This is a genomic window from Brevibacillus sp. HB1.4B, assembly GCF_013284285.1.
In the GTDB taxonomy this organism is placed as follows: Bacteria; Bacillota; Bacilli; order Brevibacillales; family Brevibacillaceae; genus Brevibacillus; species Brevibacillus porteri.
Window position 1 is genome coordinate 1 of record NZ_JABSUT010000005.1, and the last position, 16,830, is coordinate 16,830.

At 47.6% G+C, this 16,830-nt stretch carries 15 protein-coding genes and 1 pseudogene; 14 read left to right on the forward strand and 2 right to left on the reverse strand.

The window, feature by feature from the left end; translation table 11 throughout:
* The first annotated feature begins 412 nt into the window (after positions 1 to 412).
* On the forward strand, positions 413 to 1,081 hold the full coding sequence (locus HP398_RS13360) for an MBL fold metallo-hydrolase (protein WP_017251616.1): 669 nt from the start codon (positions 413 to 415) through the stop codon (positions 1,079 to 1,081).
* Between the two features lie 66 nt (positions 1,082 to 1,147).
* On the forward strand, positions 1,148 to 1,729 hold the full coding sequence (locus HP398_RS13365) for a hypothetical protein (protein WP_173622823.1): 582 nt from the start codon (positions 1,148 to 1,150) through the stop codon (positions 1,727 to 1,729).
* 83 nt (positions 1,730 to 1,812) lie between these two features.
* On the opposite strand, the gene HP398_RS13370 is transcribed toward HP398_RS13365, so the two are convergent.
* Both HP398_RS13370 and HP398_RS13375 read right to left on the reverse strand, forming a co-directional pair.
* Positions 1,813 to 3,090 carry an erythromycin esterase family protein gene (locus HP398_RS13370; protein WP_173622824.1) on the reverse strand — a complete coding sequence of 426 codons (1,278 nt, stop codon included), beginning with the start codon at positions 3,088 to 3,090 and terminating at the stop codon, positions 1,813 to 1,815.
* Positions 3,091 to 3,233: 143 nt separating this feature from the next.
* Positions 3,234 to 3,809: a GNAT family N-acetyltransferase gene (locus HP398_RS13375; protein WP_173622825.1), complete on the reverse strand. Its 576-nt coding sequence runs from the start codon at positions 3,807 to 3,809 to the stop codon at positions 3,234 to 3,236.
* Positions 3,810 to 3,925: 116 nt separating this feature from the next.
* On the opposite strand from HP398_RS13375, the gene pdxR reads away from it, so the two are divergent.
* From pdxR to HP398_RS13435, 12 genes and pseudogenes are all read left to right on the forward strand, one after another.
* Entirely contained in the window at positions 3,926 to 5,347 is a 1,422-nt protein-coding gene (gene pdxR, locus HP398_RS13380) for a MocR-like pyridoxine biosynthesis transcription factor PdxR (protein WP_173622826.1), read from the forward strand.
* Positions 5,348 to 5,438: 91 nt separating this feature from the next.
* On the forward strand, positions 5,439 to 6,008 hold the full coding sequence (locus HP398_RS13385; RefSeq protein WP_106834671.1) for a TetR/AcrR family transcriptional regulator: 570 nt from the start codon (positions 5,439 to 5,441) through the stop codon (positions 6,006 to 6,008).
* Between the two features lie 14 nt (positions 6,009 to 6,022).
* On the forward strand, positions 6,023 to 6,385 hold the full coding sequence (locus HP398_RS13390) for a DMT family transporter (protein ID WP_017251610.1): 363 nt from the start codon (positions 6,023 to 6,025) through the stop codon (positions 6,383 to 6,385).
* Positions 6,382 to 6,804: a YvaD family protein gene (locus HP398_RS13395; RefSeq protein WP_173622827.1), complete on the forward strand. Its 423-nt coding sequence runs from the start codon at positions 6,382 to 6,384 to the stop codon at positions 6,802 to 6,804. Before HP398_RS13390 ends, HP398_RS13395 begins: the two co-directional genes overlap by 4 nt.
* Positions 6,805 to 7,020: 216 nt before the next feature.
* On the forward strand, positions 7,021 to 7,851 hold the full coding sequence (locus HP398_RS13400; protein WP_173622828.1) for an MIP/aquaporin family protein: 831 nt from the start codon (positions 7,021 to 7,023) through the stop codon (positions 7,849 to 7,851).
* Between the two features lie 54 nt (positions 7,852 to 7,905).
* Positions 7,906 to 9,405 (forward strand): glycerol kinase GlpK, encoded by a 1,500-nt coding sequence (gene glpK / locus HP398_RS13405; protein WP_017251607.1) that lies wholly within the window; start codon positions 7,906 to 7,908, stop codon positions 9,403 to 9,405.
* A 147-nt stretch (positions 9,406 to 9,552) separates the two neighbouring features.
* Positions 9,553 to 11,223, forward strand: coding sequence for a glycerol-3-phosphate dehydrogenase/oxidase (locus tag HP398_RS13410; protein ID WP_173622829.1), 1,671 nt, complete (start codon positions 9,553 to 9,555; stop codon positions 11,221 to 11,223).
* A 13-nt stretch (positions 11,224 to 11,236) separates the two neighbouring features.
* The gene (locus HP398_RS13415; protein WP_017251605.1) at positions 11,237 to 11,791 is read left to right on the forward strand and encodes a glycerol-3-phosphate responsive antiterminator; all 555 of its coding nucleotides are present in this window, start codon (positions 11,237 to 11,239) and stop codon (positions 11,789 to 11,791) included.
* 479 nt (positions 11,792 to 12,270) lie between these two features.
* Positions 12,271 to 12,474, forward strand: a pseudogene (locus HP398_RS13420) (proline dehydrogenase family protein); the annotation flags it as partial.
* Positions 12,475 to 12,672: 198 nt separating this feature from the next.
* Positions 12,673 to 15,048, forward strand: coding sequence for a DUF7408 domain-containing protein (locus HP398_RS13425; protein ID WP_254476102.1), 2,376 nt, complete (start codon positions 12,673 to 12,675; stop codon positions 15,046 to 15,048).
* Positions 15,045 to 15,971, forward strand: coding sequence for an ABC transporter ATP-binding protein (locus tag HP398_RS13430; protein ID WP_173622831.1), 927 nt, complete (start codon positions 15,045 to 15,047; stop codon positions 15,969 to 15,971). The genes HP398_RS13425 and HP398_RS13430 overlap by 4 nt, the downstream gene beginning before the upstream one ends.
* Positions 15,968 to 16,828: an ABC transporter permease gene (locus HP398_RS13435; protein ID WP_017251602.1), complete on the forward strand. Its 861-nt coding sequence runs from the start codon at positions 15,968 to 15,970 to the stop codon at positions 16,826 to 16,828. The genes HP398_RS13430 and HP398_RS13435 overlap by 4 nt, the downstream gene beginning before the upstream one ends.
* The last annotated feature ends 2 nt before the right edge of the window (positions 16,829 to 16,830 follow it).

Sequence of the window (16,830 nt, forward strand, 5' to 3'; positions counted from 1 at the left end):
GAAGCGTGGTAACGCGTGGAGCTGACGAATACTAATCGGTCGAGGACTTATCCACAAACTTAGCAACTGATCATGCAGATCCAGTTTTGAATGAATAATGAATGAAGAAGCCATTCCTTTAAGGAATGGCTTTTTTTGTGATAGGTTTGGAAACAAACACGTTCCCCGTATTCACTGGAATATAGACTAAAAGCGTTAGATTCAATGCGATTCATTAAACTAACGGGCTTGTTCCCTGTTCTTGAAATAGGATTTTACAATGGTGATTGTATCTAATTTGGCCGAAGTTCGTTTCTTTTGGATTGCTATCTCGAGCGTTTTATACAGAAGACGTTTACAGATGTTGACAACAACGAAACTAACGTAATAATATAATCCTACGTAAAAAATGAATTTTACGGAGGTCTGATTGATGGAAATTTCAAAGGGAGTATCAATGCTTCATCTAGATTTTCATGGAAATATCATTCACCCCGTTCTTTTGTGGGATCGAGACATGGCTGTTTTAATAGACACAGGATTCCCAGGGCAAATGGATGATTTACGCGTGGGGATGGAAAAGGTAGGAGTATCGCTCGACAAGCTAAAAGCTGTGATTTTGACGCATCAGGATGTGGATCATATCGGCAGTCTTCCTGAGATTTTGCAGGAGTGCGGGAATCATGTTCACGTTTACGCACACGAACTGGAGAAACCGTATGTCCAAGGGGAGAAACCGCTTTTAAAAGACGGGCACCTTGAGAATCCTCCCAAAGGCAGAGTGGACTATACCGTGAGTGACGGTCAGGAACTGCCGTTTTGCGGTGGGATTCGTGTCATCCATACTCCTGGACATACTTCCGGTCATATCAGCCTTTATTTAACGAAAAGCAAGACTCTCATTGCCGGGGATTCGATGTACAGTGTGAACGGGATTCTCTCAGGAATTCATGAACCGTCCACACCGGATATGGATGCAGCTCGTCTCTCTATAAAGAAGTATGTAGACCTCGACATTGCCTCTGTGGTTTGTTACCATGGAGGATTCAGTCATGGAAATGTTAAGGGTCAAATAGTTGAACTCAGTCAGGGGTTACGCTAATTTCGTGACAAAACCTCTCTTTTCCCCGTCTTATTGAAAAGCTGGAAAAAGGAAGGAGCTTTATTCGTGAAAAAATGGAATTATATCTTAGCGGGTGTTCTTAGTTCTACACTTATTTTTGGGGGAACGCCTGGCTTTGCAAAAAATAAAACGGAAACCAATCAAGGTACGAATTCAATGTCAACCGACAAGCCTATTGGACACGGCTTACATCTATGGAGCAATCCTGGTTTCCAATATACGCTGGAAGATCGGTCGAACAGCATAAAATTTCCCATTCCTGTCCCAAAAGAATTAGAGGGAAAAAGTAAGGGGCAGGAGCCTATTACTCCTGCACTTCCTTACTTGGACTTTACTAGTGACGATTCTAAATACGAGTTTTATATGTTTCATACTGGAACCGAACGCGAGGTTTTCCTACAACTTCTTCAATATGAAAAAGGGAAGCTTAGCTCTATGGGAGCTATAAAAGTAGCAGAAGATGTTCCAAATCGTATTTATGGCTTCTACAACGATGGGCGTAATTCCATCTATGTCCTTACGTTAAATAAAGAGGGTGAGTTGGATAGCTCGGCCGAGTACGTGTGGGATAATGAGACGAAGATGATCATAAAAGTATCGGAGCTCAAAGCCTCAAAACCTGATTGATGAAAATACTGAAGAATCACAGAAAACGGCAGCCTGTTTAATCGGCTGCCGTAATTTTATAAACAGGCAAATGTACTCACCCGTTAATCCTTTATCATTACCGAAGGAGTAGCCGTTCGTACGAAGAAGATCGCATCAAAAGCTTTTGCCGGAACCATTTGCAACGTATACAGCTTCTCCATTTTTCCATACCATCCACTAAAAACATCACCGATTGCACTGATGGGCTGCGCTTTATTTAGATAGGTGTAAAAATCCTGATGATGCTTTGCCTTTGCAAAATCTAGGAATCCATCCGCCATCCCTGTCTGTGCAAACAGAACAGCTAGCCGATCTTTGCCACTATTTTTTACAGTAAACGCTTTGCGCTCATTGGTAGAGGCGTCATTTGCAAGGAAGGTGCTTTCGTAGAATTCACTTCCGATTGCGTAATATTGGTCCCCCAAGGCTTTTGCGAGATGTGCCCCCATGCAGGTTGTCATTCCTACGGAAGTAGAGGTCTTTTCAATGTGTCCATTATGTCCAGCGATGAACATGTTGTTGCGACCGTACTGTTTCTTTTCAAAGGATAAAATCCACATCACTTTGTCCGCCATGTAGCGATCACGGGTGTTGCTGTAGTTCACATTTGTTCCGCGCAGTGTAGCGTTTTGCTTGATGGATTCTGCGAAGGCAGTAGCCAGCTCATATGCTTTCTCAGAGCTTTTCGCGATGTAAACGGATTGGTTTTGTTTCATCTGATCCATCAAGCTTTTTATGTGGGGGATCGCTTTCTGTACGAGGGCGACCTTTTGATTATACACCGTCTTATCATTCAGATTCGTAAGCAGCTTCTCATACTTGGATGAGAGTGTCGGATCGACTTTTTTCAAATAGGAAAATAGCCCGTTTTTGTTATGGTCATAGCGTTGCATGTCAAAGCCGTAAAAATGAATTTGATCTTTGGTATCTCGCTTCTCATTAAAGGCGCGCATCCAAGAGAGAAGGGCGGCCATTTCTTCTGTATGGTAAATCGTAAATCCGATGGCTTTTGCGGCATCCTGAGCAGTTCCGCTGCCGCCTAAAATGTATTCATTGACCTTTTGTCCACCGCCAAAATCACCTTCGATGGCAAATACGCGATAACCTTGTTTTTCTACCAAATGCTTAAAAATATCTAACTTCAGCGTAGTGAATTGCTTGTTGCCATGCGTAGCTTCTCCAAACCCGATGATGGTTTTTGCAGGAAGCTCCATTTTTGAAACAGGGACAAGGTTTGCTTGGAATGACTGTTGCAAGGTGTTGGCTGATGCGGGATGGAACCCTGTCAATACACTCAGGATGATGAACAAGCTGATAGTGAATAGGAGTTTTCTCTTCATGTCACTCTCTCTTTCTTGCGCTGATCTTTTGGTTGTAAGTGGTTTTTCTTACCATTTTCCCTATTATACTCCTTTATGAAGTCGTTTACCTAGATTAAAAAAACACACCTGGGTTTGAGATTCCCAGGTGCATTTTCTCTTTGTTACTTTACATATTTCGCCCGATATTCATCTGCCAGCATGGACATAAGAATAGAGTCGTGATAGGTGTGGTTGTAATAAAGAGCTTGTCGCTGTACGCCTTCACGCTGGAATCCGAGCTTTTCATACGTGTGGATGGCACGTTCGTTAAAGGCGAATACGTTTAGCTCGATGCGATGCAGATTGAGGATGCCAAAACCATAATCGAGCATTAGCAGGAGGGCTTCGCTGCCGTAGCCTTTACCTTGATGGGCATTTTGGTCAATCGAAATTCGGATAAAGGCGTTTCGATTATTCCGATCGATATCCCCAATCTGGACGTCGCCAATCACCTGATCATTTTCGCACAGGCAGATCAATAAGAGGACACTGGAAGAGTCCTGGCCTTTGTTCTCGATGTACTGGTGGATTTGCTCACGAGTGAAATGCTTTTGTGTACCAGTCAGCATACGCGTTTCCTTGTTGAACAAGGAGCGGAAGTATAATTCGGTATCTTCTGTACCAATCGGTCGTAAAAAGACGCGTTCCCCTTCCAAAAAGCGAACCGCTGCACGTGTATTCTCCTGTGTCATAGACATAGTCGTTGTCCTCCTGTTCGTTCAAAACTTCTTTTTCTTAGGATAACGAGCAAGTGTATACTTGAAAATGTGCAGTTTTGTAAAAATGAAAAGGACAGATGGAGGGGGAAATCGAGATGCTCTTGACCCCAAAATGGCAGGAAAATGACGACGAGCCGCAATACGTACAGCTATATGCTTATTTGAAAAAGGAAATCGTCGCAGGACGCTTGGCGGTGAGTAGCAAGCTGCCGTCCGTTCGAAAGCTGGCTGACTTGCTAGGCTTAAGCACAACACCCGTGGAGATGGCATACCAGCAGCTGCTGGCGGAAGGTTTTATCCAAAGTAAACCGCGCAGTGGGTATTACGTGGAGAAATTACCAGATCCTGAAGTGAAACCGGGTGCTGGTGCGAGCGCACAAACTATCCATCGGCCCATGGTGCGTGACGAGCGGGAATACGTCTATGACTTTCATCTCTCCCGCAATGATTTTTCGTTATTTCCAACCATGATTTGGCGCCGTCTGTACAATGAGACGCTTCACATAGAGCGGCAGGAGAATCTTTTTTATGGAGATCCGCAAGGGGAGGCTGGACTCAGGAAGCAAATCGCTGACTACTTGCACAGGTACCGGGGTGTCGCTTGTTCGCCAAATCAAGTGGTGATTGGGGCGGGCCAGTTTGGCTTGCTGTCCTTGATCTGTTTGATGGTAAAGCCACAGTTCCAACGCATCGGCGTAGAAAATCCGGGGTATTTGCTGTTTGCCAATACGTTTCGCCAGCATGGATACGACGTGGTGCCGATCTCACTGACAGAGGACGGAATTAGCGTCAGTGAGCTATATGAGTCAGGGGTTGGACTGGCTGCCGTTTCTTCGGCTCATCAATACCCACGTGGGATGATCATGCCCATATCCAAGCGGCTGCAATTGCTCGAATGGGCCAAGAATGTGGGAGGATACATCATCGAAGACGATTACGACGGAGAGTTTCGTTACCATGGCAGACCGATTCCGTCCATGCAGGGTTTGCTCCCGGATGCGAATGTGATCTATATGGGGAGCTTTGCGCAGGTGTTGGCACCAGCAATCGGCATATGGTACATGGTCTTGCCAGAATCTCTGCTGGATACGTACCACAACCTGCTGCGCGAGACACTGCTGGAACCATCTTCATCCCGACTGCATCAGCGGACGATGGAAGCCTTTATGGAAAAAGGATACTTCGAAAAGCATGTCCGCAAAATGCGCAAGCTGTACCGCAAAAAGCATGATGCGCTGCTGCTGGCTGTGCAAAAGCATTTTGGCGATAGAGCGACAGTCATTGGAGCCGATGCGGGGTTTCACGTCCTACTGCGGGTAAACAGCGAGCGAAGCGAGGAGGAGTTGAAAAAGCGGGCGATTCAGGCAGGCGTGAGAGCCTCGGCTGCATCGTTTACATGGCTGGTGCCACCTAATCCCTTGCCAAAAGAGTTTTTCCTCGGCTTCGCGGGTATTCCATTGGAAAAAATCGAACTCGGTATCGAAGCGTTGAGCCAAGCGTGGTTTGGCGATTGTTGACAATGCATGAGTACGCCGTTATGCTAAGAGTACCTTTTGGAAAATATGAAAAACAAAATATTTTCCTTGTTTTCGAAAGGAGGGCAAGAACATGCAGGAGCGAATCCTACAATGCGCCTATCATGAGATTGAGACCAAGGGCGTCCGTTTTACCATGTCCGATTTAGCTCGGCGCGCAGGCGTTAGTACCAAGACGTTGTATGCGAGCTTTCCTTCGAAAGAAGCCTTGATCACCAAAGTCATTGAAGAAAACATCGAGGATTTGCGTAAAGCGGAGGATCAGATTTTACATGATCTTGACCTCGATTTGGTAGAGAAGATGCGACAACTCCTGGCACTGGTCCCGAACAACTTCTCACGAACAGACTTGCGCGTGTGGTACGAGCTGAAGCGCTACTATCCCGAGCAATGGAAGCTGATCGACGAGTTCAATCAACAGGAGTGGGAGCATGTTCGGATCATTCTGGAGCAAGGGGTTGAGAAGGGCGTATTTCGTCGTATCCAGCTTCCGATCCTGATTCAGATGTATACCGGGACGCTCAACCAGCTGATTGATCAGCAGTTGGCGAACCAGCATCAAGTGACGATTGGCGATGCGCTGGATGCAGTCATCGATATATTACTAGGCGGCATCGTAGATTCTTCGTCTTCAAACAAGTAAGTAGGAGGAACATAATGAGTTGGGTCTATCTATTAATGGCCATTTTGCTAGAGGTGGCTGGAACAACATCGATGAAGCTGTCTGACGGGCTGAGCAAGCCTGTCCCTAGTGTGATGATGTTTATCTTTTATATTTTGTGCTTCTCGTCGCTGAGCCTGGCGCTCAAGGAAATGGAGGTCGGGACCGCCTATGCCATCTGGTCTGGTCTCGGCACCGCGATCATCGCGGTCATTGGTGTGGTGGTCTTCAAGGACGCCTTCACTGTCAAAAAATTGATTGCTGTCGGACTGATCATTGTGGGCTGTGTGCTGTTGAATCTTGGAGACACCTCCCACGCGCAATCTTCTAAAGAGACAGGAGTAGCTGAGGCGAAATGAGTGAGAAAAATGCAAGAGCAATGTTAGTGTTCTTCTGGGTCACCGATGTGGCTTTTGTCGTATACTGGCTCGTTACATTTTTGGAGCTTCTCCCTGTGGAATATCTGTATCAGGATTACTACAACCCCAATTTGCTTGCATGGAACTTGTCCTTTTTTCCATTGGATATTTTCATTTCCATCACGGGCTTTGCCAGTCTGTACGCCTATCGCAGAGGACGGCACATCTGGAAGCCGCTTGCCATGTTGTCGCTCGTTTTGACTTCCTGCTCGGGTTTGCAGGCGATCGCTTTTTGGGCGTTCAAGGCAGATTACGATTGGTCCTGGTGGATTCCGAACCTGTACCTGCTGATATATCCGTTATTCTTTTTGCCGGGCTTGATGCGAGAATTGGCAAAAGTGAAGGAAAGGGATTCTTGACAAATTTTGAGCGGTGGCTATATAGTAGGTCTTAAGTTAATAGTGCTGTGGAGATTGGGAGATCAGCTAATATTTGCAAAATGAGGGCATTGGCTCTTGTTTAGCGAGTATTAGCTTTTTTATTTTCTCTCCAGATAAACCACAAAGGAGTTAGCGTATTGTAAGCGTTTAACAGGAGTAGGTTTACGTTTTTTCCAAAAAGGGGGAGGATGGGGCATGTCTATTTATGTAGGGGAATTGATCGGGACGATGATCTTGATCATTTTGGGGGCAGGTGTTTGCGCCGGACAAAACTTGAAAAAGGCGTACTCCCAAAACGGCGGTTGGATTGTCATTACGCTGGGGTGGGGTCTGGCAGTTGCGTGCGGAGCGTATGCAGTAGGGAGCATTAGCGGAGCGCATTTGAATCCGGCACTTACGATTGCACTGGCAAGCATCGGTCAATTTCCGTGGGAGCATGTTCCGGGCTACATAGCGGCTCAACTAATTGGGGCGTTTATGGGAGCGACGTTCGTCTGGATCTTTTATTACCCGCATTGGCGTGAGACGAATGATGCAGGAGCCAAATTGGGGGTATTTGCAACAGGTCCTGCGATTCCCAATATAGTCGCGAATCTGTTCAGTGAAATTTTAGGTACGTTTTTCTTGGTGCTCGGTCTACTGGCGATCGGAGCGAATAAATTTGCAGAAGGACTGAATCCGTTTATCGTCGGCTTCCTGATTGTCGCAATTGGTTTGTCTCTTGGTGGTACTACTGGTTATGCGATCAATCCGGCCCGTGACCTGGGACCTCGTCTCGCTCATGCTCTCTTGCCCATCCACGGCAAAGGAAAGTCCAACTGGCGCTATGCATGGATTCCTGTTGTTGGACCTATCATTGGAGCAGTAAGTGGAGCGTTTTTTTACAAATGGACGTTTACAGATCATTCGCTGACAGGTGTAATAGCATTAGCGGCCTTCATGGTGATTGCCATCGTGGTCGGAATGACAACCAAAAAATCAATCGGCAGCAAGGAGCGACTCGCATCCGAAAGTGCACGTTCCTAAACATAAAAGTAAGAATGAAGGCGATTTCATATGAGTGAAGGAGGAACAGTTGTCATGGACAATAAATATATGCTTTCCCTCGATCAGGGAACCACGAGCTCTCGCGCTATTTTATTCGATAAATCAGGTGCCATTATCGGTGTGGCCCAGAAGGAATTTACGCAAATCTATCCGAAGCCGGGTTGGGTGGAGCACAATGCCGAGGAAATCTGGGAATCGCAGCTGGAGGTTTTGAAAGCGGTTTTACTGGAGAATCATGTGAAGCCGGAAGAAATCGCTGGAATCGGGATTACCAATCAGCGGGAAACAACCGTGGTATGGGATAAGCACACGGGTAAGCCGATTCACAATGCGATTGTATGGCAAAGTAGACAGTCCATCGATATTTGCAACCAGTTGAAAGAGCAAGGCTATGAGCAAATCGTTCGTGAAAAGACAGGATTGTTGATTGACGCCTACTTCTCCGGGACAAAGGTAAAATGGCTGCTCGATCATGTCGAGGGAGCACGGGAGCGAGCCGAGAAAGGCGACCTCTTGTTTGGAACCATCGATACGTGGCTGATTTGGAAGCTGACCAATGGCCTTGTGCATGTGACCGACTATTCCAATGCTTCGCGCACGTTGATGTTTAATATTCATTCCCTGGAGTGGGACGATGAGCTGTTGAACATGCTGCAAATCCCAAAAGCCATGCTGCCAGCTGTCCGTCCTTCCAGCGAATTGTACGGCTACACAGACGAGAAGCTCTTCGAATTCCAGATTCCGATTGCCGGGATTGCCGGAGACCAGCAAGCCGCTTTGTTTGGGCAGGCGTGCTTTGCGAAAGGGCAGGCCAAAAACACATATGGAACAGGTTGCTTCATGCTGATGAATACCGGAGAAAAGGCAGTTGCATCCAAGAACGGGTTGTTGACGACCATTGCCTGGGGAGTGGATGGCAAGGTAGAATACGCCCTGGAAGGTAGTATTTTTGTAGCTGGTGCGGCGATTCAATGGCTGCGTGACGGACTCAAGCTGATTGAAAAATCATCGGATTCGGAAAAACACGCACTGGCTGTTGACAGCACAGATGGTGTTTATATGGTTCCAGCCTTTGTTGGATTGGGAGCACCGTATTGGGATATGGAAGCAAGAGGCGCGATCTTCGGCTTGACTCGCGGAACGACGGAAGATCATTTGATTCGGGCAGCGCTGGAGTCACTGGCTTATCAGACACGGGATGTGCTTGAAGCGATGGAGGCTGATTCTGGCATCCGGCTGCAAAAGCTGGCGGTAGACGGTGGAGCCGTGGCGAATAACTTTTTGATGCAGTTCCAGTCTGACATCCTGAATACAGAGGTTGAGCGTCCGCGTGTCAATGAAACGACCGCGCTGGGAGCAGCTTACCTGGCAGGGCTTGCCGTCGGGTATTGGGGCAGCAAGGAAGATATTGTGAATAACAAAGTGGTGGAGCGCTCCTTCTCACCGGATATGGCGGAGGAACTGCGCCAGGAGCTGTACGCAGGTTGGAAGCAAGCTGTTACAGCAACGATGGGTTACAAGATTAGGCATTGATTTTTGTGTAAAAGAGGTCTAAAGTTAAAGATAAGTTAATCATGCTGTGGAGACTACGGAGACAGCCAGTATCAGAAGAGCAATGACATTGCATTGCTTCTTTTGGATATTGGCTGTCTTTTTCTTTTAGAGAGGATGAGAAGAACGATGAACGATCAACATGCATTATCATCAAGTCAACGCCAGGCTTGTCTGGATAAAATGGCAACGAAACAACTCGATCTTTTGGTTATTGGCGGTGGGGTGACGGGAGCAGGTATTGCCCTCGACGCAGCCGCGAGAGGTCTGAGTGTCGGACTCGTGGAAAAACAGGACTTCGCTGCGGGAACCAGTAGTCGCTCTACCAAGCTCGTTCATGGAGGATTGCGCTATTTGAAGCAGGGCGATGTGCAGTTGGTGCGGGAAGTAGGCCGGGAGCGAGCTATTTTGTATCGCAATGCGCCACATATCGTCATCCCGGAAAAAATGATTTTGCCCATCGTGAAAAATGGTACCTATGGCAAGCTGGCAACCTCTATTGGTTTGTATGTTTACGATGTGTTGGCTGGAGTCGAAAGAAAAGAACGACGCATCATGCTGAACAAAGAGAGAACTGTGGAGGCAGAACCGCTTTTGCGCCGCGATATTCTCAAGGGCGGCGGGCTTTATTTCGAGTATCGGACAGATGATGCTAGACTTACGGTTGAGGTCATGAAAACAGCAAGCTCGCACGGAGCGCTTTGCGTGAACTATACCGAAGCCACTGGCTTTATTTATGAAAACGGCAAAGTCATCGGGATTAGCGCGAAGGATTTGCTTACGGGCACAGAGTACTCCCTCCATGCCAAAAAAATCGTCAACGCAGCAGGTCCTTGGGTGGATCAGCTTCGAGAAAAGGACCACTCCCTGTATGGCAAGCGCCTCCACCTGACAAAAGGTGTCCACCTGGTCGTGCCATATAACAGACTGCCGTTGAAGCAGGCCGTTTATTTCGATGTATCCGATGGGCGCATGCTGTTTGCCATTCCGCGCAATAACAGTACGTATATCGGTACCACTGACACGAATTACAAAGGTGTGCTGGAGCGGCCAACAGTGACGAGAGAAGACATGGAGTATGTATTGAATGCCGCGAACGAGATGTTCCCTTCTGTGAAGCTGACGGAACAGGATGTCAGCTCCAGCTGGGCAGGACTCAGACCACTGATCCATGAAGATGGCAAGTCCCCATCCGAATTGTCACGCAAGGACGAGATTTTTTATTCCAAAAGCGGGCTGATTACGATCGCAGGTGGAAAATTGACGGGCTTCCGCAAAATGGCCGAGCGCATTGTGGATGTGGTGGCCAAGCAGTTGACCGAAGAAGAGGGCAGAGCATTTGAAGCTTGTCGGACAGACAAAATCGTCCTCGCTGGCGGAAAATTTGACTCCGCAGCCAAGATTCCTGTATTTGTGAAAGCACAGGCAGAGCGACTTCGCCAATGGGGAATCACCGAGGAACAAATCCGCGTTCTGGTCGGAAAATATGGAAGCAACAGTGAGCAAATCGTAACAATATGCCTGGAGTTTTTGACACAAAATGCTCAAAATGTGTCTCCAATCGAAGCACTGCTGAAAGCAGAACTGCGCTACGCTGTAAAGGAAGAAATGGTCATGACCATGAGTGATTTTCTGATTCGTCGTAGTGGCAGACTATTCTTCGAGAGGGATACACTGGAGCCTGTGTATCGAATGGTGGGAGAAGAGCTCGCTCATGAGCTGCAATGGTCGGATGAGAGGAAAGAACATGAAATAAAAGCGTTTGAAGAGGAATATCATCTTGCGAAAACATTTCAATAGGGGTGATTCGTGATTGGCAAACCTGATCAATCAAAAAATACTTCCTGCCGCCCGGACATTAAAAGAATTTGATGAACTCATGGAAAGCTGCTACGAGCGCATTATTTTGCTGAATGCTCATGTTGCGCAAGTAAAGCCACTGGGAAAACGGGCCAGAGCATTCGGGAAAAAACTGCTGATCCATGCTGATCTCATAGACGGGTTGAAGTCTGATGAATATGCGATGGAGTTTCTTGCGCAAGAAGCCCAGCCCGAAGGAATCATCACCACACGGAACAGTGCCGTTCTTGCCGCCAAGAAAAAAGGGCTCATTTCCATCCAACGACTGTTTCTCATTGATACGATGGCATTAGACAGCAGCCTTACCCAGCTAGCGAGAACCAAACCGGATTACGTCGAGGTTTTGCCAGGAATCATTCCCCACCTGATCGAAGAAATCACTGTACGAACCAGCATTCCGGTTATCGCTGGAGGATTTATTCGTACAAAGGAAGATGTGGATCGCGCTATTCTTGCCGGTGCGACATCTGTAACCACTTCTCGCAGAGAGCTGTGGACGAAATCATAAGGACATATTAGGGTAGTCAAAAGCCGGTCATTCTGTTCGTAGGAATACCGGTTTTTTTGATAGGTAGATACCCTTTTATTTATAGGGATGTCAGTAGTCTATGCGGATGAACGCCACCGTGCATATACACATATAGTCAGCAAAAAATAAGAGGAAAGAAGGCGGTTGCGTGAATTATCAAAGCTCTCAATGGCAATCATCGTATTCTTCGCGGGAAGGACATTCTTCTTATTACCCTTGGCAAAGAGATCGAGAACGGCCACCAGGATGGGATCGTGGAAGAGAGTGGCAGCGACCTTTCCGGAGTTGGGAGTTTGACCACAGACGGAGATGCCCGGACCACTGTCGTTGGTGCCCTCCTGGCTGCTGCGGACGCTTTCGCTAACAGATAAGTAGTAGAACGAGAGCCAAATCTTGAGAGGTATTCGAGATTTGGCTCTTTCTTTGGGTAATAGAAAAGGAAGGCGACACTCGCCACGCACGACCAAGCGATTGTAGACGAGCTAGCCCGTCGAGACTATTTGCATCGACCGAATGTAGAAGTCGAGCTGTTATACGGGGGGCGCCCAGAGCTGGCTCATGCCTTGCGAGAAAAAGGGGTTCCGGTGCGCTTGTACCTCACATATGGGACAGAGTGGTACTTGTACTTGTGTCATCGACTGGCGGAGAACCTCAGGATGTAGGGTATGGCATGTCATAGAAGGATTACGAAAAACGTCAGAGCACAATCCTGACGTTTTTTCTTTTTTTCACGTTTGCACTTTGTGACCAAACGACTTCATTTTGAAAAAAATGTAGCTATTTGTCTGGAAATAACGTCAATAACTGTATGAGAAGAAAAGATAGGAAGAAAAAGAATGGTCCGTGGAGGTTTTGAACGAATGAAAACGGCGCAGTGTAAGCGATGGCTCCTGGCCTTCTGTGCGTTCCTCCTGTTGGTAGCGGGTGTTCCTTTCGGATTAACGGGGACAGCCTTGGCAGAAGGAAACATTCAGTTGGGAGTAACAGTCGGAATTGAAGGAAAGTACAGGGATACGGGGATGGTACCCGTTGTGGTAACGGTGAGAAATGGAGGGGCGGATATTGAAGGGGAACTGTTTGTCGCCACTGGGGAACAGGGAGACAGACGCTTCGCAGTTGCCAATTATCAGCCGGTTTCGATTGCAGGCGGAGTGACCAAGCAGGTAACGATTCTCGTTCCTGGATCAGAGCTGCATGGCAATTCTTTTGTGGCCTTGATGCAAAATGATAAGATCATCACGCAAACTCCGGTAACAGGCGTTTCATACAGCGAGGATACGTTGATGATCGGCGTGTTGGCAGAAAATCCCGACACAGCTAACTTCCTTGGTGTACTGCCGAAAGGCTCTATTCATAACCCTGTCCAGCTCTTGACGATGAAGGCAGACAATATGCCTGTGACAGGTACTCAACTCCAAATGATCAATATGCTCGTTATCAATAATTTTGCTTTGGATTCATTGAATGAACAGCAGATCAAGGCGATTCGGGATTGGACGAATTCTGGCGGGATGCTGATTTTAGCCGGAGGAGCACAGTACAAGAAAGCCGGAGGCATTTTGGCTGACTTGTCGCCCGTAGAAGTGACTGGAGTGACGAGTGTACAGACACTCTCTAGTTTAAAAGTGGATAAGACCAATCCGATTTCACTGACATCACCCTTTACTGTAAGCAATGGGACAGTGAAGGCAGGGAAGGTTCTGTACAGCGAAGGCAATATTCCGCTGATGGCTGTCCATAACGTGGGAGCCGGAAAAGTAATGTACGTCGCCTATGATTTGGCGGCGGAACCAGTAGCCAGTTGGGCAGGAAACAGTCGCTTTTGGGCAGATACATTAGTAAAGGCTTTTGGTTCTTCCATGAACGCTTCAAATAGGAGCATGATCGACAACGTATGGCCGCTTCGGGATGCTGCTGATCGAGTCCCATCCTTGAAAATTCCAGAGGTTGGCTGGTTCGCCGTGTTTTTTGGAATTTATGCACTGGTTGTAGGGCCAGTTCTTTTCTATATTTTGCGGAGACGCCGCAAGCAAAGCTACATGTGGGTGATCGTCCCTGCCCTTTCGGTGTTGGTGGGAATCGGAATCTTCTCGATTGGTGCCATCCAGCGGGGGGTGGGTGTAAAGCTGCATCAGGTAGGTTATATTGAGCTGCAAAACAACGGACAGGCGAATGCGATGAGTGTAACCGCATTATTCGTACCGAGTAATGACGACTATCGTTTGACGATAAAGGGAGAGGGTATAACCCAACCCGTCACTGAAAGAGATTATATCGATCAAATTCCGAAAACGTGGATTTCCATACAGCCAGATCAGACTCATATTGATTTTCGAGATGTAGAATTTTGGTCGATGCGCAAGGTTGCAACGGAGCAAACCTTATCGGACGTAGGAAAAATAGAATCGAACCTGTCGTATGAGAATGGCGCACTGAAAGGAACTGTGACAAACCATACGAAGTACTCGCTGCGAGATGTGACGATCTCGACAGGTATAACGGTACAAGAGTTTCCGCAGTTGGCGGCTGGCAGCAGTATCGAAGTGAACTTGCCGTTTGCCTCTCAACATCAAGCAAGGCGGAACCAACATCGGATGAATACGGGGAATGCACTGCCGCAGTATATGCAATCGAATGGCTATGACAGACAAACGCGCGAGCAAGTCATCGTGGAAATGCTCGACATGATGGACAGACGTGGTGGTCAGTCTGAAGTGGTAAAACTCGTTGGCTGGACCGATGAGCAAGTTGTTGAGGCTGTCGTACCAAACGAAAATACAGAGAACAGCAGCATTGCGATGGTCACTTCGACACTGCAAGTGAATCCATCCAAGGACGGACACATTTATTATCCGACGGGATCATTTGATGTGACGATGTCGGGTAGCTCTGTTCCGGTAGATGACTATGGAGATGGCTTTAGATTGCCTGCCGGGGATATTACCTTTGACATCAATCTGAATCAGGAAGGGCAGGATCTTCTCATCAGCAATTTGTATCTGTACACCTGGTCAGAGGACAATACGACATTTGAAAAAGAGGTTTACAACTGGAAGACAAAAGCTTTCGAACCATTTGAAAAAGCATTCATGAACAACGTCATGACAAGCGACAAGACCACTACTTATGTTTCGGGCGACGGCATTGTCCGCATCAAATTTGCCCACCAGTTTGAGGATGATCGCCACATTGGGGTTCCAAGTGTCAGTGTGGAAGGGAAGGTGAGCAAGAAATGATCCAGATCCAAAATTTGCGTAAGCGCTACGGCAAAATGGAAGCGTTGAAAGGACTTTCGCTCGAAATTGACAAGGGAACCGTTTTTGGTTTCGTCGGTCCGAACGGGGCAGGAAAATCGACGACGATGTCCATTTTGGCGACTTTATTGGAGCCGACCAGTGGGAAAGCATACGTAGGCGGCTACGAAGTGACCAAGCATCCAAAGGAAGTACGCAAGCTGATTGGCTACATGCCTGACTTTTTTGGTGTCTACGACAATTTGACAGCAGAAGAGTACCTTGATTTTTACGGCGCGAATTACGATATTCCGGCAGCAGAGCGAAAACAAATCATTCCGCAGTTATTAGAGCTGGTGAATCTCACGCACAAGCGGGATGCCTACGTCGACTCGTTGTCGAGGGGGATGAAGCAGCGTCTCGGGCTGGCTCGCTCGCTGGTTCACAATCCGGAAGTGCTCATTTTGGACGAACCAGCTTCTGGGTTGGACCCGCGTGCACGCATTGAGCTGCGGGAGATTTTGAAGGAACTGCGGGACATGGGCAAGACGATTATCATTAGCTCGCACATATTGCCTGAGCTAGCGGAGATGTGCGACGTCATCGGGATTGTGGAGGAAGGCAATCTGGTTGCCTTTGGACGAGTCGATGAGATTTACTCGAAAATGCAAGAACAGCGGGTATTGCGTATCCGTCTATTGGATCGGGTTGATGAAGCAATGACGCGCTTGCGTGAGATGCCCGTCATTACAAGGGTGACACGCGAAGGAAACTGGGTCGTTGCAGGCTTTTCAGGCAATGACGAAGAGCAGGTTGAGCTGCTGCGTGAGCTTGCGGTGTCAGGCTATCCTGTCGCCGCGTTTAATGAGTCAGTTGGTGATTTAGAAGAAATCTTCCTGGAAATTACGAAAGGGGTGGGCTCATGAGCGACTTGAGACGATTTCGCAACCCTGTCTTGTTTAATGAATGGAAAATGCGGATGCGGACCAATCGGTCACCGTGGATCATCCTGCTCTATTTGCTTGTTTTGGGCGCAATGACGCTCACGCTGATTTTCTTTATGACAAACGGTGGCAGCTACTACAATCCGAATGATACACGCGAGCTGTTCATGATGCTGTCTGTGTTTCAACTCGGGATGATCTGTTTCGTCGTGCCAGGACTAACGTCAGGTGTGATTTCCGGTGAGCGCGAACGCCAGACGTTGAGCGTACTGTTGACCACGAATGTCAGTGCCACACGATTGATTTTAGGCAAATGGCTGGCGTCGCTCAGCTTCATGACCTTCTTAGTTATTGCGACTATCCCGCTCTATGCTATCGTCTTTTTGTATGGAGGAATCTCACCTGCACAAGTGATCAAGGTGTTTGGCTTTTACGTCATTACAATGTTTGGCATCGGCAGTATTGGTGTGCTCATGTCCACGCTGATCAAGCGGACAGGTATCGCTACGGTCGTTACTTATGCCGTGGTGTTTGGATATGCGATTGGATCGAGCATACTGGCGGAAATTATCAAAGAGTTCATTCGGTACCAGCGACGATCGGGTGGCATGTCATCTGCGACTAGGCCGGACTGGCCGGATCTCCTGCATAATTTCAACCCATTGTTTGCGATGTTAAACATTTTTGAAGAAGGACCGCAGCTCAGGATTGGGAATGTGGACCCGTACGCGGTTTACTGCCTGTTTTTCGGGATCATTACACTGTTCTGCCTTTTACTCGCTATCTATCTCATTCAGCCAGTGAAACCGAGATTTCGCAAAGTAAAAGAGGAGCAATAAGC